Origin of the sequence: Aquiflexum sp. (genome assembly GCF_041751335.1) — a bacterium.
Lineage (GTDB): Bacteria > Bacteroidota > Bacteroidia > Cytophagales > Cyclobacteriaceae > Aquiflexum.
Window position 1 is genome coordinate 18,934 of the sequence record NZ_JBGSXS010000298.1, and the last position, 17,712, is coordinate 36,645.

At 39.7% G+C, this 17,712-nt stretch carries 18 protein-coding genes; 12 read left to right on the forward strand and 6 right to left on the reverse strand.

Annotated elements, in window-relative coordinates:
- Positions 1 to 91: 91 nt before the first annotated feature.
- Both ACEW8U_RS16605 and ACEW8U_RS16610 read left to right on the forward strand, forming a co-directional pair.
- Positions 92 to 1,228: a glycosyltransferase gene (locus tag ACEW8U_RS16605; protein ID WP_373523175.1), complete on the forward strand. Its 1,137-nt coding sequence runs from the start codon at positions 92 to 94 to the stop codon at positions 1,226 to 1,228.
- Complete coding sequence (locus ACEW8U_RS16610) at positions 1,219 to 1,830, forward strand: RNA polymerase sigma factor (protein WP_373523176.1); 612 nt, start codon at positions 1,219 to 1,221, stop codon at positions 1,828 to 1,830. The genes ACEW8U_RS16605 and ACEW8U_RS16610 overlap by 10 nt, the downstream gene beginning before the upstream one ends.
- 119 nt (positions 1,831 to 1,949) lie before the next feature.
- On the opposite strand, the gene ACEW8U_RS16615 is transcribed toward ACEW8U_RS16610, so the two are convergent.
- The 5 genes from ACEW8U_RS16615 to ACEW8U_RS16635 form a co-directional block, all read right to left on the reverse strand.
- A complete protein-coding gene (locus tag ACEW8U_RS16615; protein WP_373523177.1) occupies positions 1,950 to 2,885 on the reverse strand; it encodes a hypothetical protein in 936 nt (311 codons plus the stop codon).
- A 64-nt stretch (positions 2,886 to 2,949) separates the two neighbouring features.
- Positions 2,950 to 3,516, reverse strand: a complete 567-nt coding sequence (gene nadD, locus ACEW8U_RS16620) for a nicotinate (nicotinamide) nucleotide adenylyltransferase (protein WP_373523178.1) — start codon at positions 3,514 to 3,516, stop codon at positions 2,950 to 2,952.
- A 13-nt stretch (positions 3,517 to 3,529) separates the two neighbouring features.
- Entirely contained in the window at positions 3,530 to 4,102 is a 573-nt protein-coding gene (gene gmk, locus ACEW8U_RS16625) for a guanylate kinase (RefSeq protein ID WP_373523179.1), read from the reverse strand.
- Positions 4,103 to 4,107: 5 nt separating this feature from the next.
- On the reverse strand, positions 4,108 to 4,380 hold the full coding sequence (locus tag ACEW8U_RS16630) for an anti-sigma factor (RefSeq protein ID WP_373523180.1): 273 nt from the start codon (positions 4,378 to 4,380) through the stop codon (positions 4,108 to 4,110).
- Between the two features lie 84 nt (positions 4,381 to 4,464).
- A complete protein-coding gene (locus ACEW8U_RS16635) occupies positions 4,465 to 5,058 on the reverse strand; it encodes a sigma-70 family RNA polymerase sigma factor (RefSeq protein WP_373523181.1) in 594 nt (197 codons plus the stop codon).
- A gap of 288 nt (positions 5,059 to 5,346) precedes the next feature.
- On the opposite strand from ACEW8U_RS16635, the gene ACEW8U_RS16640 reads away from it, so the two are divergent.
- From ACEW8U_RS16640 to ACEW8U_RS16660, 5 genes are all read left to right on the forward strand, one after another.
- Positions 5,347 to 6,189, forward strand: coding sequence for a lysophospholipid acyltransferase family protein (locus ACEW8U_RS16640; protein ID WP_373523182.1), 843 nt, complete (start codon positions 5,347 to 5,349; stop codon positions 6,187 to 6,189).
- 128 nt (positions 6,190 to 6,317) lie between these two features.
- A complete protein-coding gene (locus tag ACEW8U_RS16645) occupies positions 6,318 to 8,570 on the forward strand; it encodes an ATP-dependent helicase (RefSeq protein WP_373523190.1) in 2,253 nt (750 codons plus the stop codon).
- Positions 8,571 to 8,626: 56 nt separating this feature from the next.
- Complete coding sequence (locus ACEW8U_RS16650) at positions 8,627 to 9,295, forward strand: DUF4290 domain-containing protein (protein ID WP_373523191.1); 669 nt, start codon at positions 8,627 to 8,629, stop codon at positions 9,293 to 9,295.
- Positions 9,296 to 10,603, forward strand: a complete 1,308-nt coding sequence (murA, locus tag ACEW8U_RS16655; RefSeq protein ID WP_373523183.1) for a UDP-N-acetylglucosamine 1-carboxyvinyltransferase — start codon at positions 9,296 to 9,298, stop codon at positions 10,601 to 10,603.
- Positions 10,604 to 10,853: 250 nt separating this feature from the next.
- The gene (locus tag ACEW8U_RS16660) at positions 10,854 to 11,060 is read left to right on the forward strand and encodes a hypothetical protein (RefSeq protein ID WP_373523184.1); all 207 of its coding nucleotides are present in this window, start codon (positions 10,854 to 10,856) and stop codon (positions 11,058 to 11,060) included.
- Positions 11,061 to 11,285: 225 nt separating this feature from the next.
- Here ACEW8U_RS16660 and ACEW8U_RS16665 read toward each other — a convergent pair whose 3' ends face one another.
- The gene (locus ACEW8U_RS16665; RefSeq protein ID WP_373523185.1) at positions 11,286 to 12,416 is read right to left on the reverse strand and encodes a hypothetical protein; all 1,131 of its coding nucleotides are present in this window, start codon (positions 12,414 to 12,416) and stop codon (positions 11,286 to 11,288) included.
- Positions 12,417 to 12,613: 197 nt separating this feature from the next.
- Here ACEW8U_RS16665 and ACEW8U_RS16670 point away from each other — a divergent pair, with 197 nt between their 5' ends.
- The 5 genes from ACEW8U_RS16670 to ACEW8U_RS16690 all read left to right on the forward strand — a co-directional run bounded on the left by ACEW8U_RS16670 (position 12,614) and on the right by ACEW8U_RS16690 (position 17,450).
- Positions 12,614 to 14,329 (forward strand): IlvD/Edd family dehydratase, encoded by a 1,716-nt coding sequence (locus ACEW8U_RS16670; protein ID WP_373523192.1) that lies wholly within the window; start codon positions 12,614 to 12,616, stop codon positions 14,327 to 14,329.
- Positions 14,330 to 14,488: 159 nt separating this feature from the next.
- A complete protein-coding gene (locus tag ACEW8U_RS16675; RefSeq protein ID WP_373523186.1) occupies positions 14,489 to 15,250 on the forward strand; it encodes an SDR family NAD(P)-dependent oxidoreductase in 762 nt (253 codons plus the stop codon).
- A 377-nt stretch (positions 15,251 to 15,627) separates the two neighbouring features.
- Positions 15,628 to 16,074, forward strand: a complete 447-nt coding sequence (locus ACEW8U_RS16680) for a DinB family protein (protein ID WP_373523187.1) — start codon at positions 15,628 to 15,630, stop codon at positions 16,072 to 16,074.
- A gap of 23 nt (positions 16,075 to 16,097) precedes the next feature.
- The gene (locus ACEW8U_RS16685; RefSeq protein ID WP_373523188.1) at positions 16,098 to 16,745 is read left to right on the forward strand and encodes a hypothetical protein; all 648 of its coding nucleotides are present in this window, start codon (positions 16,098 to 16,100) and stop codon (positions 16,743 to 16,745) included.
- A 63-nt stretch (positions 16,746 to 16,808) separates the two neighbouring features.
- Entirely contained in the window at positions 16,809 to 17,450 is a 642-nt protein-coding gene (locus ACEW8U_RS16690; RefSeq protein ID WP_373523189.1) for a hypothetical protein, read from the forward strand.
- Positions 17,451 to 17,712: the final 262 nt, after the last annotated feature.

Genomic DNA, 17,712 nt, shown 5'->3' on the forward strand with positions numbered 1-17,712 from the left:
GTCACATCCATTTTTTCAATCACAAAAATATAAGCTTATTCTTAAATGAATGCTCAATTTGATTTTATATTTGCCCAGCAATTCAAAGGTGATGATAATAGAAATTTTGTGGATCGTTTTTTTTAGTAGTTTAGCAATTCAGTTGTTTTATATCCTGATCCTATTTGGAAGGTTTGCTTTTTTCTACAAACAAGAACCGAATAAAGAATCTTCCGAAAAAGAAGGTGTTACCATTATCATTGCAGCACACAATGAAAGAATCAACCTCAAAAAACTCATCCCGTTGATTTTTAAGCAGGATTACCCCAATTTTGATGTGATGGTCATCAATGACAGGTCTTATGATGGCACAAAAAAAATCCTTGAAAAATTAATGGCCATTTATCCCCGTTTGAGGACTGTGACAGTGGATTACACCCCTGCCCACGTCACCTCCAAAAAATATGCTTTGACCCTTGGTATCAAAGTTGCCAAAAATGACGTCCTGTTATTGACTGATGCTGATTGTTGGCCTAGTACCCCAAAATGGATAGAATTAATGACCTCGCCAGTAAGACTTGAAGGCAAAACATTTGCAATAGGATTTTCACAATATGATACCCGGGATGGATTTCTTAATAAGTGGATACAAGTTGAAACCCTTTGGACAGCAATCCAATACATTTCGTTTGCTCTTTGGAAATCACCTTTTATGGGAGTTGGAAGAAACCTTTGTTACAGGAGGAGCTTTTTTATGGAAAATAAAGCATTCAAGGGACTTTGGCAGATCGAATCAGGTGACGACGATTTATTTGTCAACCTATATGCCAATGGAAACAATGCTGCAGCGGTGATAAATCCCGAAAGTATCACCTTTTCCGAACCAAAAACCACATGGAAATCTTATTTTACTCAGAAAAAAAGACATTTTCATGCAGGGAAATATTATAAAACAAGAAATAAACTCAAAATAGGTTGGTATGCTTTCTCGCACCTTATATTCTGGGTTTCGGCTATTAGTTTATTGATTTTATCGGGAATAAATCAAACATGGGAACAATTCTTACTCATATTGGGTATAATTGTTGTAAGATCTGTATTAATCACCTCGGTGTTTCGGTTAGCAAGAAAAAAACTCGAAGGCAAAATTCAAGTATTCTGGTCCGGGTTTTTCGATGTGATATATATAGGGTACTTTTGGATTTTGGGGGCATTAGGATACCAATCAAAGAAAGTTAGATGGAAATAAACCAAAGAGGATTTTCAAGTAAGGCATTAGAAGATTTTGATCTCATAGACAAAGCAGTCTTGGACAAAGACCAACAGGCCTATGCTATGTTGATGAAGCGCTATAAAAAAGCTGTCTATTTCATGATTCTAAAAATGATAAGGGATGCCGATGATGCAGAAGATCTAACTATGGAAGCATTTGCCAAAGCATTCCGAAATCTTCACAAATTCAAAAAAGATTATACTTTCAGTACTTGGCTTTTTAGAATTGCCACCAACAACACCATTGATTTTATCCGAAAGAAAAAATTGAAGACCATGAGTCTCAATACCACGATGAGCGATGATGGAGGAAATGCCGTCACCATAGATGTGGAAGATGATGACAACAATCCCCAAGATGAATATATCAGAACACAAAGGATTGAAATGGTCAGAATTTTTGTGGACAAGCTTCCTGCCAAATACCGCAAACTGGTACAACTTAGGTATTTTGACGAACTGTCCTACGAAGAAATCGCCCAAGAATTGGAAAAGCCTCTTGGTACAGTCAAGGCACAGTTGCATAGGTCAAGGGAGCTTTTGTATGAAATAGCCCAAGGAAAAGAAAGACACATTTGAGGTCGAATAAAAGATCTCTAATCGCAAAATCATTACCGAAAGTTCTGTCGATTTCTTGCAAAAGTTTATGCCTGCCAAATATTGTCCCATGGAGAAAAAAATAAATTTTTGCCGCCAAATCAAGGATTAAAAAACCTGGCTCGAACTTTCGTTTCAGGATTATTTAGCTCAAGAACATTCTGATTTAAAGAATATTCAATTACAGCACTTGATCTGAGGATCAAATTGAGACTATCATATTTATTTTTAATATCGACAGTCAAATTTGAAAAATTAGTAGTTTGGGCTGTAGCAGGTCTGGGTGGCATCCAACTTGGATTGAAAGCAGCACTGATTTTTATTTTGCCCTCCCCGTCAAAAGAGTAGACGTTAAATAGTTGAGGTATCCTTGTCCAGACCTCAGTGAGGATCTCGAAGGTTTTAGCTTCTGGAACATCTATTGGGAATCCCTGTACCAAAGAGTCATAAAAGAATACCCCAATTTCAGGATCTTCGCAGGTGGGGTAAGAAAGGATCTCTCCATTTTCATTAAGAAATGCCTGTAATTGCCAAAAATTATTTTCCAGAGTTGAATTGATATTTTTTATATCAAAGGAAATTGGGCATGTTGGGATTTTCGTGATGCTTTCAAGGACAAAAGGTTCACCTGTGAAAATATCTTTAGCATTCCTTTTTTTGATTTGACCGCTGATATTCACATGCATACGGTAATTCCCGGTTTTGAACCCATTGCCGAGATAACGATTATAATAGGCTATACCCGCACAATTGACAGTTCTGGTCGAACCAAACATCATTTGTTCGTTCAAGAAGCTGCAAATCATTCGATCATCTCCAACATGCAAAAATTGTAAAGTAGGACTATCCATCAATTCCAACCTAAAAACAAAACCGGAATCAAGACTTTCACCAATTTGTTCTACGTCTATAAAAGCCCTTACATTATTGATTTCAGCAATCGTTTCTCTATCCTCAATTTCTACCCATAATGGAGTTTCCTTATCCTCACAAGAGAAAATCAGAAAAAAAAGAAAATACGAAAACAGTCGTTTCATGACGATCGAAAAGTTTTATTGACATATAAATATCGTGAATTAACGAATTGAAAAAGAAGCGATTCTACAAAAAAAGTTTCTTATCTCTAATATAATCTTCAACAGCTTGAGGCAACAGGTATTTGACAGAATACCCCCCTTTGATGGTCTGTCTGATAAAAGTAGCCGAGATATCCATCAACGGGGCTTCTACAAATTGAACATGGGGATGGTCAATTTTATTGAGCTCTCCAGGTCTTGGATAGACGTACAGTCCATATTGTTCCAATATCACTTCCTGGTTCTTCCATTTGTGAAAATGGGTCAGGTTATCTCCCCCGATAATCAGTTTAAATTCATGTTGGGGAAATTTGTCTGAAAGGTAAGTAAGGGTGTCAATGGTATAGCTTGGACGTGGCATGTGGAACTCAACATCGGAGGCCCTAAAATAAAAATGATCGGCGATGGCGAGCTCTACCATCTTGTGCCGATCAAACTCATGTATCAAAGAATTTTGTTTCTTTAAAGGATTTTGTGGACTGACCACAAACCACACTTCATCTAGGTCTGTTCTGTCCTGCATCACATTGGCAATGATCAAATGGCCTATGTGAACTGGATTAAAAGATCCGAAAAACAATCCTATTTTCAAAGCTTACGGTTGATTATTTGGAGATAAAATATCCAACGAGTTTTTCTGATTCCTCAAATGATTTTTTGATATCATCATTCAGAATGGTCACATCAAATTTATCTTCAAAGGTGGATTCAAATTTGGCTTTATACAATCTTCTTGAAAGACTTTCCTCTGATTCTGTACCTCTTTCTTTCAATCTTTCGTGCAATACTTCAAGGGAAGGGACTTTTACATAAATAGCCAAAGCCTGGTCTCCAAAATATCTTTTAAGGTTGATCCCACCTTGGACATCCACATCAAAAATCACATGTTTGCCACTATCCCAAAGTCTTTGAATTTCTTCTTTAAGGGTACCATAAAAGTTGCCTTCATATACCTCTTCCCACTCAATAAATTCATTCTGATCTATTTTGGTTTTGAACTCTTCTGGTGACAAAAAATAATAATCTTTACCGTTTTGTTCAGTCCTTCCTCTTTTGTCCCTAGTGGAAGCAGATATTGAAAAGCCTAGATTGGGAAATTTTTGGAGAAGGTGTTTGACTATGGTGGTTTTACCTGAACCTGAAGGTGCAGAAAAAATAATCGCTTTTCCCGTCGCCATAAAACCTATTTAATATCCTGGATTTTTTCACGGATACTTGCTATAACATCACCTGGAACCGAATGCTTCGTACATTTTGTCCTTAAAACCTCTTTGATGGCTTTTTCCAAATGGTAATGTTCAAAACAAGGCTGGCATTTGGCCAATTTTTGATTCAGGATTTCCTGGGAATCAGGAATGTTATCTCCATCCAATATACTCTCCAAAAGTTTGAAGCATTTGCTGACGTCGGAACAAGACAGTTTCCTTTCTCCTTCTGATTCTAAATTTTTGTCCATGATAATCTAATTGGTAATCTCCTTGCTATACTTTTCAATGTAATTTTTATATATTTTAGTTCCTTTACTTCAAAAAAGGGGGTGTTATTCCTCTTCATCGGTTTTGTATCCCATGTTCTGGGCATAGGAACGCAGCTTGTCTTTCAATAAGTTCCTTGCCCTATGCAATCTTGACCTGACGGTACCAATAGGGATATCGAGAATCTTTGCCATTTCTTCATAGGTGAATCCTTCAAGGTCACACAAGATGATCACAGTCCTAAAATCGACAGCCAAACTGTTTAGGGCATTGGATATTTCGTCTCCGAGCATATCCTTTACAGCGTCTACCCTCAGATCAGTAGTGATGCCATAATCAACATCATCGGAGTTGTAATAAGTTTCAACCTCCTGATAATCAACCTTGGCAGGCTGCTTACTCTTCTTCCTGTAATCATTGATAAAGGAGTTTTTGAGGATCCTGAACAACCAAGCTTTTGCATTGGTCCCCTGTTCAAAAGAATTGATAAAACGGTAGGCCTTAAGATAGGTGTCCTGCACAAGATCTTTGGCATCATCTTCATCAAAGGTCAACCTGTAACCAAAATTGTACATAGAATCTATGTGGGGCATAAACTCCTGATCGAAAATGGTGTTCTTTTCCTTATCGGAATATTTTTTTCGCTGTACTTCAGACATAAGCTTCAAAAGTAATCAATGGGAGAATTTATCACTAATTTTTTTGAATAAAGTCGGGGCTTTTGACTTATTTTGGCAATTCAGCTAGCAGGTAGATTTAATTTGCCCCAGAATTCCCTGACATAAAAAACATGTATGAACCCAATTTTGCCTCATAATGGTAATAAAATTTAATTCTTGGAAGAATATTGAATTGTCCGGTACATCGGTCTTCCGACTTCGGTCTTCCGTCCTGTCTGTTGTGATATATAGGGTTAATGGCAAAAAAGCAGTTAACCAGTTTAATAGATGATTATTTTCAAATTGATATCATTCCTTCCCCAATGGGTGCTCTACATTTTTTCAGATATGTTGTTCCTTGTTGGGTATTATTTGGTAGGCTACAGGAAAAAAGTGATTCTGGAAAACCTGCAACATGCTTTCCCTGAAAAGTCAGAAAGCGAACAAAGGGAAATAGCACGTCATTTTTTCAGAAATTTAACAGACTCCTTTGCTGAAATCATCAAGATGTACGGTATATCAAAAGAAGATTTAGACAAAAGGGTGATCATTGAGAATAAAGAAATTGTCTTGGATGCCATTGAAAACAATCAGGTGATCATCGGCCTGACAGGCCATTTTTTCAATTGGGAAATGCATCTTCTTCAAATGATGGCAAATGTGTCCAACAAATGTGATGTGGTATATCTGAAGGTGAACAATCCGTTTTTTGAAAAACTGATGCTAGCCATAAGGACAAGATTTGGGGGAGGGCTGATTGAGAGATCAAGTTTTCAAAGGGATTATTTGAGAAAAAGGGATTCGCCACGATTAATCGTTCTTGCCGCCGACCAAAGACCTTCCCATGGAGAAATCCGGTATTGGGCACCATTCATGAACAGGGAGACAGCTTTTTTTGAAGGGGCAGAAAAACTGGCCAAGCGATTCAAACACCCGGTCATGTATTCGCACGTCCACAAACCAAAAAGAGGACACTATACTTTTACCTATGAAATGGTCAGTGTTCCTCCCTACGAAAATGAAAAGGAACATAGCATTACCGATGCTTACATTGCCCTTACCGAAAAGAACATCAGGGAACATCCCTCACTTTATCTTTGGAGCCATAAGAGGTGGAAGGACAGTCGATGATGGAACGCTGATGATGCGGGTTGTTGTTGATTTTTATCCGTGATCATCTGTTAAATCTGTGTCATCTGCGTTCTATTAAAGCCAAAAAATCCATTAACTTTGAAGATTGTAGAATGGATAGATTAACAATGGATTACCTCAAAGGACTTAACCCCCCACAAAGAGAAGCTGTAGAACATACTGAAGGTCCCCTGATGATCATCGCAGGTGCAGGTTCGGGCAAAACGAGAGTTTTGACTTTCAGAATTGCCCATCTCATCCATGCCAAGGGTGTGGATCCTTTCAATATCCTTTCCCTTACTTTTACCAATAAGGCTGCGGCTGAAATGAAAAACCGGATTGAGAAACTGATAGGTTTGGAAGCAAGGAATACCTGGATGGGAACTTTCCACTCCACTTTTGCTAAAATCCTTCGGGTAGAATCGGAAAAGATCGGGTATCCATCAAATTTCTCCATTTACGATACCGATGACAGTAAATCCCTCATCCGAAGTATTGTCAAGGAAATGAAGATTGACGATAAAGTCTATAAGCCAAATACGGTTCTTTCAAGGATCTCAGGTGCAAAAAACAGGTTGATCTCTTGGGAAACTTACCTCAATGACCCTTTCATCAAAGCCGATGATGAAGCAGCCATGAAACCAAGAATGGGGGAAATCTATAAGATATATCAAAAAAGACTTTTCAAATCAGGGGCAATGGACTTTGATGACCTGCTCTTCAATACCAATGTGCTATTCAGGGACCATTTGGATGTATTGAACAAATACCAACAGCGCTTCAAATATGTCATGGTGGATGAGTTTCAGGACACCAATGTCTCCCAATACCTGATCACCAAAAAACTGGCCGCCGTCCACCAAAACATCTGTGTGGTAGGAGATGATGCTCAAAGTATCTATGCTTTCCGAGGAGCTGACATACAGAACATCCTAAACTTCGAAAAAGACTATCCCGACCTATTTGTGGTCAAACTGGAACAAAATTACCGTTCCACCAAAAATATCGTGCAGGCAGCCAACAGCATCATTGCCAAAAATAAAGCCCAACTCAAAAAGGATATCTGGACCCAAAACCATGAAGGTGATCAAATTGAACTGATCAAAGCCAGTTCGGACAATGAGGAAGGCAGAATGGTGGCCACCACTATTTTTGAAGAAAAAAACAACAAAAAACTCAACAACAGCGATTTTGCGATTTTATACCGTACCAACTCCCAATCCAGGGCCATGGAAGAAGCCTTGAGGAAAATGAACATTACCTACAAAATCGTTGGGGGACTGTCATTTTACCAAAGAAAGGAGATTAAGGACCTGATGGCATATATGCGCTTTACGGTAAACAGGGATGATGAGGAAGCATTTAAGCGAATTATCAATTACCCGAAAAGGGGGATCGGAGATACTACGGTTGAAAAAATATTAGTGGCAGCCTATGATCATGATATTCCGATTTGGGAAGTCTTGACCAACGCCAATAATTTTCTGAGTGGTAGGGCTGCCAATTCTGTAGAGGATTTTACTACTATGATCAAAAGCTTCTCCATAGAAATGGAGAGAAAGGATGCATTTGATGCTGCAAGTTCCATTGCCAAACAATCTGGACTGCTCCGCGAACTTTATGAGGACAAAACCATTGAAGGTTTAAACCGCTATGAGAACGTACAGGAACTCCTCAATGCCATCAAAGAGTATGTGGACAATCCTGAAAATGAGGATAAAAGTTTAGGTGCCTTTTTACAGGAAATCGCCCTATTGACTGATAATGACAGAGATAAAGACACTTCAGATGCAGTTATTCTGATGACCATACATTCTTCCAAAGGATTGGAATTTAAGCAGGTCTTTGTGGTAGGTATGGAAGAAGACCTTTTTCCCTCGCAGATGATGATGCAGAGCAGAGAGGATTTGGAAGAAGAAAGGCGGCTATTTTATGTTGCTTCCACCCGTGCCATGGAAAAATTATACCTGACCTATGCCACTACTCGTTATAGATTTGGTAGATTGCTGAATTGCGAACCAAGCCGATTTCTAGAGGAAGTCGATCCGATGTGTATCAGGGTAAATAAAAAATTATCCTCCTCCATGGCAGGAGCCTTCCGAAATGAAGGCAGCGAGGGAAGGTCAGGTTTTGTGGGACTCAAAAAACCCAACGTAAGACCGATGACCACAGCAAAAGTACATACCCCAAGTCCTGATTTTAAGCCGTCCAATACCAACAATTTGGCAGAGGGCCAAAAGGTAGAGCACCCAAAATTCGGTTTTGGGTCTGTTCAAAAAATTGAAATAGAAGGGATTAACAGAAAAGCAACAATACAATTCGATAATTTTGGAGAGAAAACTTTATTACTTAGCTTTGCAAAGCTTCGAATAATAGAATAATTAATCCCCATTAAAAAGTTTTTTGTACTTTAACACTTTAAGATATGGGAGGACAAATGAATACAGGAGAGACCAATAAGCACTCAGTAATTTTGAAAGAATACGGAAAAAATATCCAAAGGCTTGCTATTCACATAGCCGAAATGGAAGACAGGGAAAAACGCACTCAAAGTGCTTACCTATTAGTGGAGATGGTCAAACAGCTCAACCCACAAATGAAAACAGAAAATGACCAGAAAATATGGGATGATCTGCACATCATGTCCAACTTTGCATTGGATGTGGATGGGCCGTATCCGAAGCCTGAGGAGGAATTTCTTCACAAAAAACCAAAAATAGTGGGCTATCCTAAAGGTGAAATCAAATTCAAACACTACGGTAGGAATATTGAGAAACTCATCGAAAAAGCTGTTGAGATAGAAGATGATGAAGAGCAGGAAGGCGCCATCATTTACATCGGACAGTTGATGAGAAGTTTCCATTCCACTTGGAACCGAGAGAATTTTGACGATGGGATCATCCTTGACGATATCAAAACGCTTTCAAAAGGCAAACTCCACATAGACCTTGAAAAGGTGCGGGAAATGGGACTTTTCGAAACCAATACCAGAAGAGATTTTAAATTGCCATCTGAACCTGAACCTTCTTCTTCAAATAACAATAGAAGGAAATTCAGCGGAAACGAAAGAAGAAGAAACGGCGGCCACTCCAAAAAACGTAGATAAATGTCTTCATTCAGAGTAAAAGGAGGCCTTAAGCTCAAAGGGGAAATCACACCTCAAGGAGCCAAAAATGAGGCCTTACAAATCCTATGCGCGGTACTTTTAACTTCCGGCAAAATCACCATACACAAAGTTCCAAATATCCGTGATGTCAACAAGCTGATTGAATTATTGGCTGACATGGGCGTGAAAGTGAATAAAATCGGTCCTGAATCCTATACTTTTCAAGCCGATCAGATCAACCTGTCCTACTTGGATACAGATGATTTTTTGACCAAAGCTTCTTCATTGAGAGGTTCCGTCATGATACTTGGCCCTCTATTGGCAAGATTTGGTACAGGCAGGCTATCCAAACCGGGAGGTGATAAAATAGGCCGTAGGAGAATGGATACTCATTTTACAGGTTTCCAAAAATTGGGGGCCGAATTCCACTACGACAAGAAAAAAGAAATATACCACATCGATGGCAAGAACCTGAAAGGTGCCTATATGCTTCTTGACGAAGCTTCTGTCACCGGTACAGCCAATATCGTCATGGCCGCGGTGATGGCAGAAGGTAAAACGACCATTTACAATGCCGCCTGCGAACCTTACTTGCAGCAGCTATGTGACATGCTGAACCGCATGGGCGCAAAAATTACCGGGATAGGTTCCAATTTGCTCCATATTGAAGGAGTAAAATCCCTGAAAGGTACAGAACATACACTTCTACCGGATATGATTGAAATCGGGTCATTTATAGGTCTTGCCGCCATGACCCAATCCGAAATCACCATCAAAGATGCCCAAATCCATAGACTTGGTATTATCCCGGATACTTTCAGAAGAATGGGCATCAAAATGGAATTCAGGGGAGATGATATCTTTATCCCTGCGCAAAAACATTATGAAATAGATACTTTTATCGATGGTTCGATCCTGACCGTTGCCGATGCCATTTGGCCAGGATTTACGCCTGATCTTTTGAGCATCGTTTTGGTGACCGCTACTCAAGCCAAAGGAACTGTGTTGGTTCATCAGAAGATGTTTGAAAGCCGTCTGTTCTTTGTGGACAAACTCATAGATATGGGTGCACAGATTATCCTTTGTGATCCGCACCGTGCGACTGTAATTGGATTGGATAGGAAATATTCCCTCAGGGGTATCCGCATGACTTCTCCCGATATCAGGGCAGGTGTATCACTGCTGATCGCCGCACTTTCGGCAGAGGGGGCATCTGTTATTGACAATATCGAGCAGATCGACCGGGGATACCAATACATAGACCAAAGGCTGAATGCTTTGGGGGCGGATATTGTGAGGGTGGATTAGGGTTTTGGATTTCAGATCTTAGATTTTAGAATTAAGATTTAAGATTTTTGTTGAGTGACGGTGAAGTTTTTAGCCTGTGCCAATTGAAATATATTAAGAACTTGTCGGACGTGGGGGATTGGAAAATTTGAGAATTGGTAAGGTTGGAAAGTTGTATTGGATTTTAAGATGTTACCAAGGTTTGAGAATCTTTATAACAAAATTTCTTATATTAACCGTATAATAGTTTCATCCTGAAAAACTCAAAAGTATGATAAATGTACATCCACAATACATAAAAGATGCCGAGGGAAATAAATCTTTGGTTATACTTTCGGCAAAAGAATTTGAGGCAATAATAAAGGAGCTTGAGGATTTGGATGATATAAGACTTTACGATGAAGCAAAAAAAGAAGATGACGGTGAACGAATCCCATTTTCCAAATATTTAAAACACAGAAAAGCAAAAAATGGGTAAGTATACGGTTATCTTATCTAAAAAAGCCCAGAAGCAATTAGATTAACTTTACGATAAAATCGCAGAACAAATTTTTGAAGCCATCACTAACTTAGAAGAAAATCCCAGGCCTTTTGGTTATAAAAAGTTAAAAGGTAGGGAAGGTTTCAGAATCAGGGCAGGTAATTACCGAATAAATCAAAAATGAAAATAAGAGGCCTGAATAAAAATTCAGGCCTCTTATTTTCATTTTTTTTGAGTGAAAAACTTATCCAATGGTTTGTAGAATGCCCCGCATTTTTCCCGGCCTCTGAAACAGGTTGAGGTGACAAAAACTGTTGAATTGAAAATTAGATTAACGGAGGTTATGCCAGTATCTTCAAGACCTACATTGTCAAGTTTGGTCAATCTTATGGCTTGGTCGTTCATGGATAAGCGGTAAATAGATGCCCCTTCAAAAAGGATTATGGTATTATTTATACCTGAGATGTTATGATAAAATCCCCCCAAAATACTGCGATCACTTTGAGAGAGTTGGCTAGCGTTATAGGTACCAATCAACTCGGGGTTTTTTCCCGACAAGTCTGACTTGTAAACCATCAGGGGAAATGATTTCATTGCCTCACTTGCAAAAGTGATGATTTCATTGCCTACCTGTACGGATTTGGTATAAAATTCAAAACGCATTTCCATATTTCCGCTTTGATCGAAATCAAAAGTCTTATTTCCGATCGTGACCCTCATGAAATTTTCGAATACCTTAAAATTCCAAATACTTACCCAATCATCGAAAAACTCCTCTTTGATCAGTTTCTGTTCCAATATTTCCACTTTGCCATTATTGATGGCCGTCTTGAGCCAAAGAAAATTAGGGGTGTATTTGGTTTCTCCAAAAATTATAGGTGCTTGATAAGGTACCAGTACATTGCCATTTTGATCAATACCGATCTGATCACCATATCTAAAATAGACCTGTCCGAAACTACTAAATAATGGATCAAACTCTCTCATTTTAATGACAAGAGCGTTTTCTTCAAAAGGTCTACCGGCCGGCATAAGAATAAGCTCACCGTTTTTGATGGTTGCCATGAGCTTTTCTGAGATGGGTATTCGATAGACCTTTTCTACTGGTAAAAATCGACTGAGATCATAATAATTATTTATACCCCAAAGGGTCGCATCACTGTATATTCCGGATTCCGCTGCGGCATATAGTTTTCCGTTAATTTCTTTGGCGTAGGTAAGTCCCTTTGGAAAGCTAAGTGCTGGTTTCCAGATTACATATTCTTCGGGGGAATTTTCATTTGGGACACAGGAATAAAATGAAATCACCCAAAAGTAGATTAAAAGAATCGGAAAAAGGGATGCAAGTTTCATGATGGGAATCCTGGCTTTGTGAATGATATTTAAACGAAGAAAACTAAGGATTATTGTTAAGAATATAAATAGGCAATGCATCTTCTTCAAAGACTCTTCTTCTTTACTTTTTTCTTACCATTCCACCAAAACTTTTCCTAACTTCAATTCCAATTAAAATGATCCACATTTTAAGATCTATCAACCCTATCATACCCATGGAAGAAAAGAAATTAAGAAGCCAGGAATGGTTTGGCCGTAAAGGAAAGGACGGCTTTATTTACAGAGCTTGGATGAAAAACCAGGGATTTCCCCACCATCTTTTTGAAGGCAGGCCGGTCATCGGTATCTGCAATACCTACTCCGAACTGACCCCCTGTAATGCCCATTTCCGAGAACTTGCCGAAGCTTTAAAAAGGGGGATTTGGGAAGCTGGTGGATTTCCCTTGGAATTCCCGGTGATGTCTTTGGGCGAATGTTCCATCAAGCCGACAGCCATGCTTTTCAGAAATCTCGCCAGCATGGACGTGGAAGAAAGCATCCGTGCCAATCCTATGGACGGCGTGGTGCTGATGTGCGGCTGTGACAAAACCACCCCATCCCTAGTCATGGGTGCTGCAAGTGTCAACCTGCCCACCATTGTGGTATCAGGAGGGCCCATGCTCGCAGGTAGGTTCAAAGGAAGAAAAATCGGAACTTCCGACCTTTGGCGGTTTGCTGAAGAATTCAAAAAAGGAGAATTGTCCCAAGAAGACTTCACGGCTGCTGAAGCTGCCATGGCCAGGTCTCAGGGACATTGCGCACCCATGGGCACTGCTTCTACCATGGCTGCTATGGTAGAATCATTGGGGTTGGCCTTGCCGGATAATGCCACCATCCCCGCAGCCGATTCAAGGAGAAAGGTTTTGGCACACATGTCCGGAATCCGAATCGTGGAAATGGTTAAAGAAGACCTGAAAATGAGTGATATCCTCACCCGAAAATCCTTTGAAAATGCCATTATGGTCAATGCAGCTTTGGGAGGTTCTACCAATTTCATCCTCCACCTCTTGGCCATTGCCGGAAGGATAGGCATTGAACTTTCCATCGATGATTTTGACAAACACTCTGCACAAATACCACTGATTGCCAATGTGCAGCCATCCGGAGAAAACTTTGTAGAGGACCTGTTCTATGCCGGAGGCCTTCCTGCGGTGATGAAAGAGATTGCTTCTCTATTGCATTTAGAAGCAAAAACGGCAAATGGCAAAAATATTTCTGAAAATATCCTCAACGCTGAATGTTGGGACAGAAACCTGATCGGGACCTTGGAAAAACCCTTCAAGCCAGAATCCGGAATAGCAGTACTCAAAGGCAATCTTTGTCCAGAAGGTGCTGTACTGAAACCTTCGGCTGCCACACCTGCATTATTGACTCATAGAGGCCAAGCTGTGGTTTTTGAAGATATTGATGATTACAAAAAACGATTGGATGATCCTGATTTGGATGTTACCCCTGATTCTGTGCTTGTTCTGAAAAACGTAGGACCAAGAGGCTATCCCGGAATGCCTGAAGTAGGAAACATGCAATTACCCATGAAAATCATCCAACAAGGAGTAAAAGACATGGTCCGGATTTCCGATGGCAGAATGAGCGGAACAGGTTATGGTACAGTAGTTTTACATGTTTCTCCAGAATCGGCAGTCGGTGGAAATCTTGCTTTAGTGGAAAACGGAGACTGGATTGTATTGGATGTACCCAATAGGACACTGAACTTGGAAGTTTCGGAAGAAGAACTTGAAAAGCGAAGATCAAATTTCAAACCCTTGAATTTGGGCTATGAAAGGGGATATGTTAATATGTTTATCCAAAATGTGACCCAAGCCCATGAGGGAGTTGACTTTGATTTTCTGAAAGGTGCTTCTGGACCGGAAGTGAAAAGAGATTCACATTGATACCGGTTGGAGGAATAAAGTAGGAAGACGGAAGTTGGGAGTTGGGAGTTGGGGGTTGGGAGTTGGGAGACCGATCCTCTTATCTGGAGGAAGAGGTAAATATATTGAATTACCAGTAAAATTACTCCTTAGCGTAGGTACACAAACATTTTTCATAAAATGAAGAATCAGAATAAAGTAGCCCTTATCACCGGTGCAGGTCAGGGGATTGGTTTGGAAATAGCCAGGATTTTGGCCGAAAAGGGCCATCATGTCATTATCAATGATATTGAACAGAGCCTGACTGATGATGCCGTTCAAGAGGTGCTGAAATCAGCAAAGTCCAAAGTCCTGGGGTTGTCCGGTGATTCGGGGGATTTAGAATTTATTGGAGAAATGATCGGTTTTGCCCAAAAGGAATTTGGGAAACTAGATGTGGTCATTGCCAATGCGGGAATCACCTTATACGGGGATTTTTTGGAATATGAACCTAAGGATTTTTTTGAAGTTCTTAGGATCAACATGGGAGGTACTTTCTTTCTGGCCCAGGCCGCAGCAAGGATGATGAAAAATCAGGAGGAAGGCGGCTCTCTCCTGTTTACTTCCTCTGCTACAGCGCATCAGGCCCATAAAAATCTGGCCGCTTATGGCATGAGCAAGGCAGCCATCGAAATGCTTGCCAAAAACCTGGTCATCGAACTTTCAGTATTCAACATCAATGTCAATACCATCGCTCCCGGTGCAACCCTTACCAAGAGAACTGCCATGGACAAAGACTATGAAAAAACCTGGTCAAGGATAACCCCTCTGGGCAGGCCTGCATCAGTCGGGGATATAGCCCATGCAGCAGCCTTTCTGGTCTCTGATGGAGCCAGGCATATCACCGGACAAAACTTGGTGATTGATGGAGGATGGACCAGTATCAGCCCTTCGCCATACTGATTAAAGGATTAAAAGCCTGAATACTGCATACCGTCATTCTGATTCCCCAACATTTTGTAAATGTTCAGAATTGGAAATGACATCATGGTATAAGAGATATCAATAGGAATCAGCCCATTCATAAATAAATGCAAAAATACCAACAGCCAAAAAAGAAAGGTAGGATTTAAGGTTAGTGATTTGGTTTGGCTAAAGCCGGAAGAAATTAAACTTCTATTTTCCTCCAGCTAAAGCAGGAGGCAATTTATTGGAAAACTTTTGTTCTCTGTCAAAAAAACAGGAGGTCTACCGCTCTGATAACCACAGGAGAAATTCCAAAGGGAGCCAAAACATAAAAAACTAAAAATTTGATTGAAAACTTTTACTGAACAGAAATAATGAAAACCCACTTCCAAGACCTTTATCAATACAGTCTCCAAAGCAACCAAACCACCATAGGCTTGATGGAAAAACACAGTTCTACTATCCCTGAAAAAACCCTAATAACCTTTAGCCATATGCTCAATGCCCACCACCTTTGGAATCACCGGATAGAAGGCAGCGTTTCTTCATTCAAAGTTTGGGACATCCATCCCATCCATCAGTTAAGGAAAATCAATGAAAATTTATTTGAGCAATCCTTCAGAATCCTGGAGGAACATGATTTTGAAAGATTGGTAAACTATGTTAACTCGCAGGGTGAATCCTATACCAATTTAGTCAAAGAGATATTATTCCATGTGGTCAACCACTCTACATACCACCGGGGACAGGTGATGTTTCAGTTGCGCGAATCAGTACAGGATGCCATTTCGACTGATTATATATTTTACAAAAGAAAATAAGTCTTTTTCATCTTGAAAACAGAATGATGTCAGGTCCCCAAAAACCAAACCACCACTCCCCTGCCCCTTGGAAACTATCGGGAGAGGGTCTAATTCTTGTCTACAAATTCAAGAGAGATTGGGTTGAAAAAAATGGATTCTTGAATGATACGCAAAAGGGGAGTTTCAAAGGAGGCTTAGGGTTCGTAATGTTGGTCAATTACCTCAATTCCCCTGTTGGTCCTTATAAAGAGTTGTTGTTTATCCCTGGAAAATTTTCTCCACACAAAAGACAGTCTATCACCCGGATATTTGTGGATTCGGAGGAAAGTACAGAAAACGGCAGATTCAATTGGGGAATCCCTAAGGAAACAGTCCCTATGATATGGCAAAAAAACGGCAAAGAAGAAACCATTGGTATCGGTCATGAAGATGACCCGATACTCTTCTGCAAAATTTCTTCTGGTGGAATACCTTTCCCTACATCTACCAAATTAATCCCCATACATCTTTATCAGGAATTGGAAGGGATAACTTTTTTAACAGATCCGAGTGGTTCAGGATGGGGGAAATTTGCAAAAATTGAATCTCTAAAAATCAATGAAAAATATTTCCCCAATGTCAAAAATCAAAAACCACTGATATGCATCAAAATAAACCCCTTTACCATGCACTTTCCATTACCTGAATAATTTCAATACCCAATATCCAAAGAAATGATTACTTTAATTTTTGCTTTACATAAAACCATTATCATGAAAAATTTCTGTTACCTAGTTCTTGCATTGTTCATAGTATCTTCCTGCAGCCCAAAAGAGGAGGTCTCACTCCCAATGAAGGTTGCCAAAGCCTATGGTTTTGATAATTTTGATAAAATCAATTCCATTTCCTACACTTGGAATGTGCAGGCAAATCCAGAAACTGTCAGGACAAGGGATTGGAAGTGGAATATCAAAGACAGGACTGTTTACTATGCGGATGCAGATACAAGCTACACTTACAGCCTCGACCTTGCTACTGACCAAATGCCTCCTGCGGACAAAGGCTTTATCAATGACAAATACTGGCTGATGTATCCCTTTCAGTTGGCTTGGGACAGTGGCTATACCTATGAAGTAGAGGAAAATGTCCCTGCTCCTATTTCGGGAAATAGCAGTACCAAATTAATCATTATCTACAACAATGAAGATGGATATACACCAGGGGATGCCTATGACCTTTATTTAGATGATAACCTATTTATCACAGAATGGGTGTTTAGAAGGGGCAATGGTCCAGATGGTAGGCCCATCACCTGGGAAGCTGAAAAAGACTTCAAAGGAATTAAATTGCCTACCGAGCATAAAAATCAGGAAGGAGTGAAATTTATTTGGTTCACCAATATTGAGGTGGATTGAATTTATACCATGACTTATAATAACATTAATAGTTTAGATTTAATTTAACGCTTTCGTTACATCAATCGATAGAACACTGATGATACAGATTTAACAGATTTGCACAGATGTAAAAATCAGCGAAAATCTGCTCAATCAGCGTTATCAGCGTGCCAATAAAAAGCCACTGGTATCAAAATCCCAAATTGAAACAAATTCTTGTTTCTTTAATCTCATATCTACAAAATGAAAAACACTTTACTCATCCTTCTCCTCTTTATCT

Excerpts from the sequence above, each read along its gene's own strand:
- gmk (WP_373523179.1), bottom strand. The coding sequence starts at position 4,102 with ATGGCGACGGGAAAAGCGATTATTTTTTCTGCACCTTCAGGTTCAGGT.
- ACEW8U_RS16665 (WP_373523185.1), bottom strand. The coding sequence starts at position 12,416 with ATGAAACTTGCATCCCTTTTTCCGATTCTTTTAATCTACTTTTGGGTG.
- ACEW8U_RS16630 (WP_373523180.1), bottom strand. The coding sequence starts at position 4,380 with ATGGACAAAAATTTAGAATCAGAAGGAGAAAGGAAACTGTCTTGTTCC.
- ACEW8U_RS16690 (WP_373523189.1), top strand. The coding sequence starts at position 16,809 with ATGAAAAATTTCTGTTACCTAGTTCTTGCATTGTTCATAGTATCTTCC.
- ACEW8U_RS16680 (WP_373523187.1), top strand. The coding sequence starts at position 15,628 with ATGAAAACCCACTTCCAAGACCTTTATCAATACAGTCTCCAAAGCAAC.
- ACEW8U_RS16685 (WP_373523188.1), top strand. The coding sequence starts at position 16,098 with ATGATGTCAGGTCCCCAAAAACCAAACCACCACTCCCCTGCCCCTTGG.
- ACEW8U_RS16615 (WP_373523177.1), bottom strand. The coding sequence starts at position 2,885 with ATGAAACGACTGTTTTCGTATTTTCTTTTTTTTCTGATTTTCTCTTGT.
- ACEW8U_RS16675 (WP_373523186.1), top strand. The coding sequence starts at position 14,489 with ATGAAGAATCAGAATAAAGTAGCCCTTATCACCGGTGCAGGTCAGGGG.
- ACEW8U_RS16640 (WP_373523182.1), top strand. The coding sequence starts at position 5,347 with ATGATTATTTTCAAATTGATATCATTCCTTCCCCAATGGGTGCTCTAC.
- ACEW8U_RS16670 (WP_373523192.1), top strand. The coding sequence starts at position 12,614 with ATGGAAGAAAAGAAATTAAGAAGCCAGGAATGGTTTGGCCGTAAAGGA.
- murA (WP_373523183.1), top strand. The coding sequence starts at position 9,296 with ATGTCTTCATTCAGAGTAAAAGGAGGCCTTAAGCTCAAAGGGGAAATC.
- ACEW8U_RS16605 (WP_373523175.1), top strand. The coding sequence starts at position 92 with ATGATAATAGAAATTTTGTGGATCGTTTTTTTTAGTAGTTTAGCAATT.
- ACEW8U_RS16660 (WP_373523184.1), top strand. The coding sequence starts at position 10,854 with ATGATAAATGTACATCCACAATACATAAAAGATGCCGAGGGAAATAAA.
- ACEW8U_RS16635 (WP_373523181.1), bottom strand. The coding sequence starts at position 5,058 with ATGTCTGAAGTACAGCGAAAAAAATATTCCGATAAGGAAAAGAACACC.
- ACEW8U_RS16645 (WP_373523190.1), top strand. The coding sequence starts at position 6,318 with ATGGATTACCTCAAAGGACTTAACCCCCCACAAAGAGAAGCTGTAGAA.
- ACEW8U_RS16610 (WP_373523176.1), top strand. The coding sequence starts at position 1,219 with ATGGAAATAAACCAAAGAGGATTTTCAAGTAAGGCATTAGAAGATTTT.
- ACEW8U_RS16650 (WP_373523191.1), top strand. The coding sequence starts at position 8,627 with ATGAATACAGGAGAGACCAATAAGCACTCAGTAATTTTGAAAGAATAC.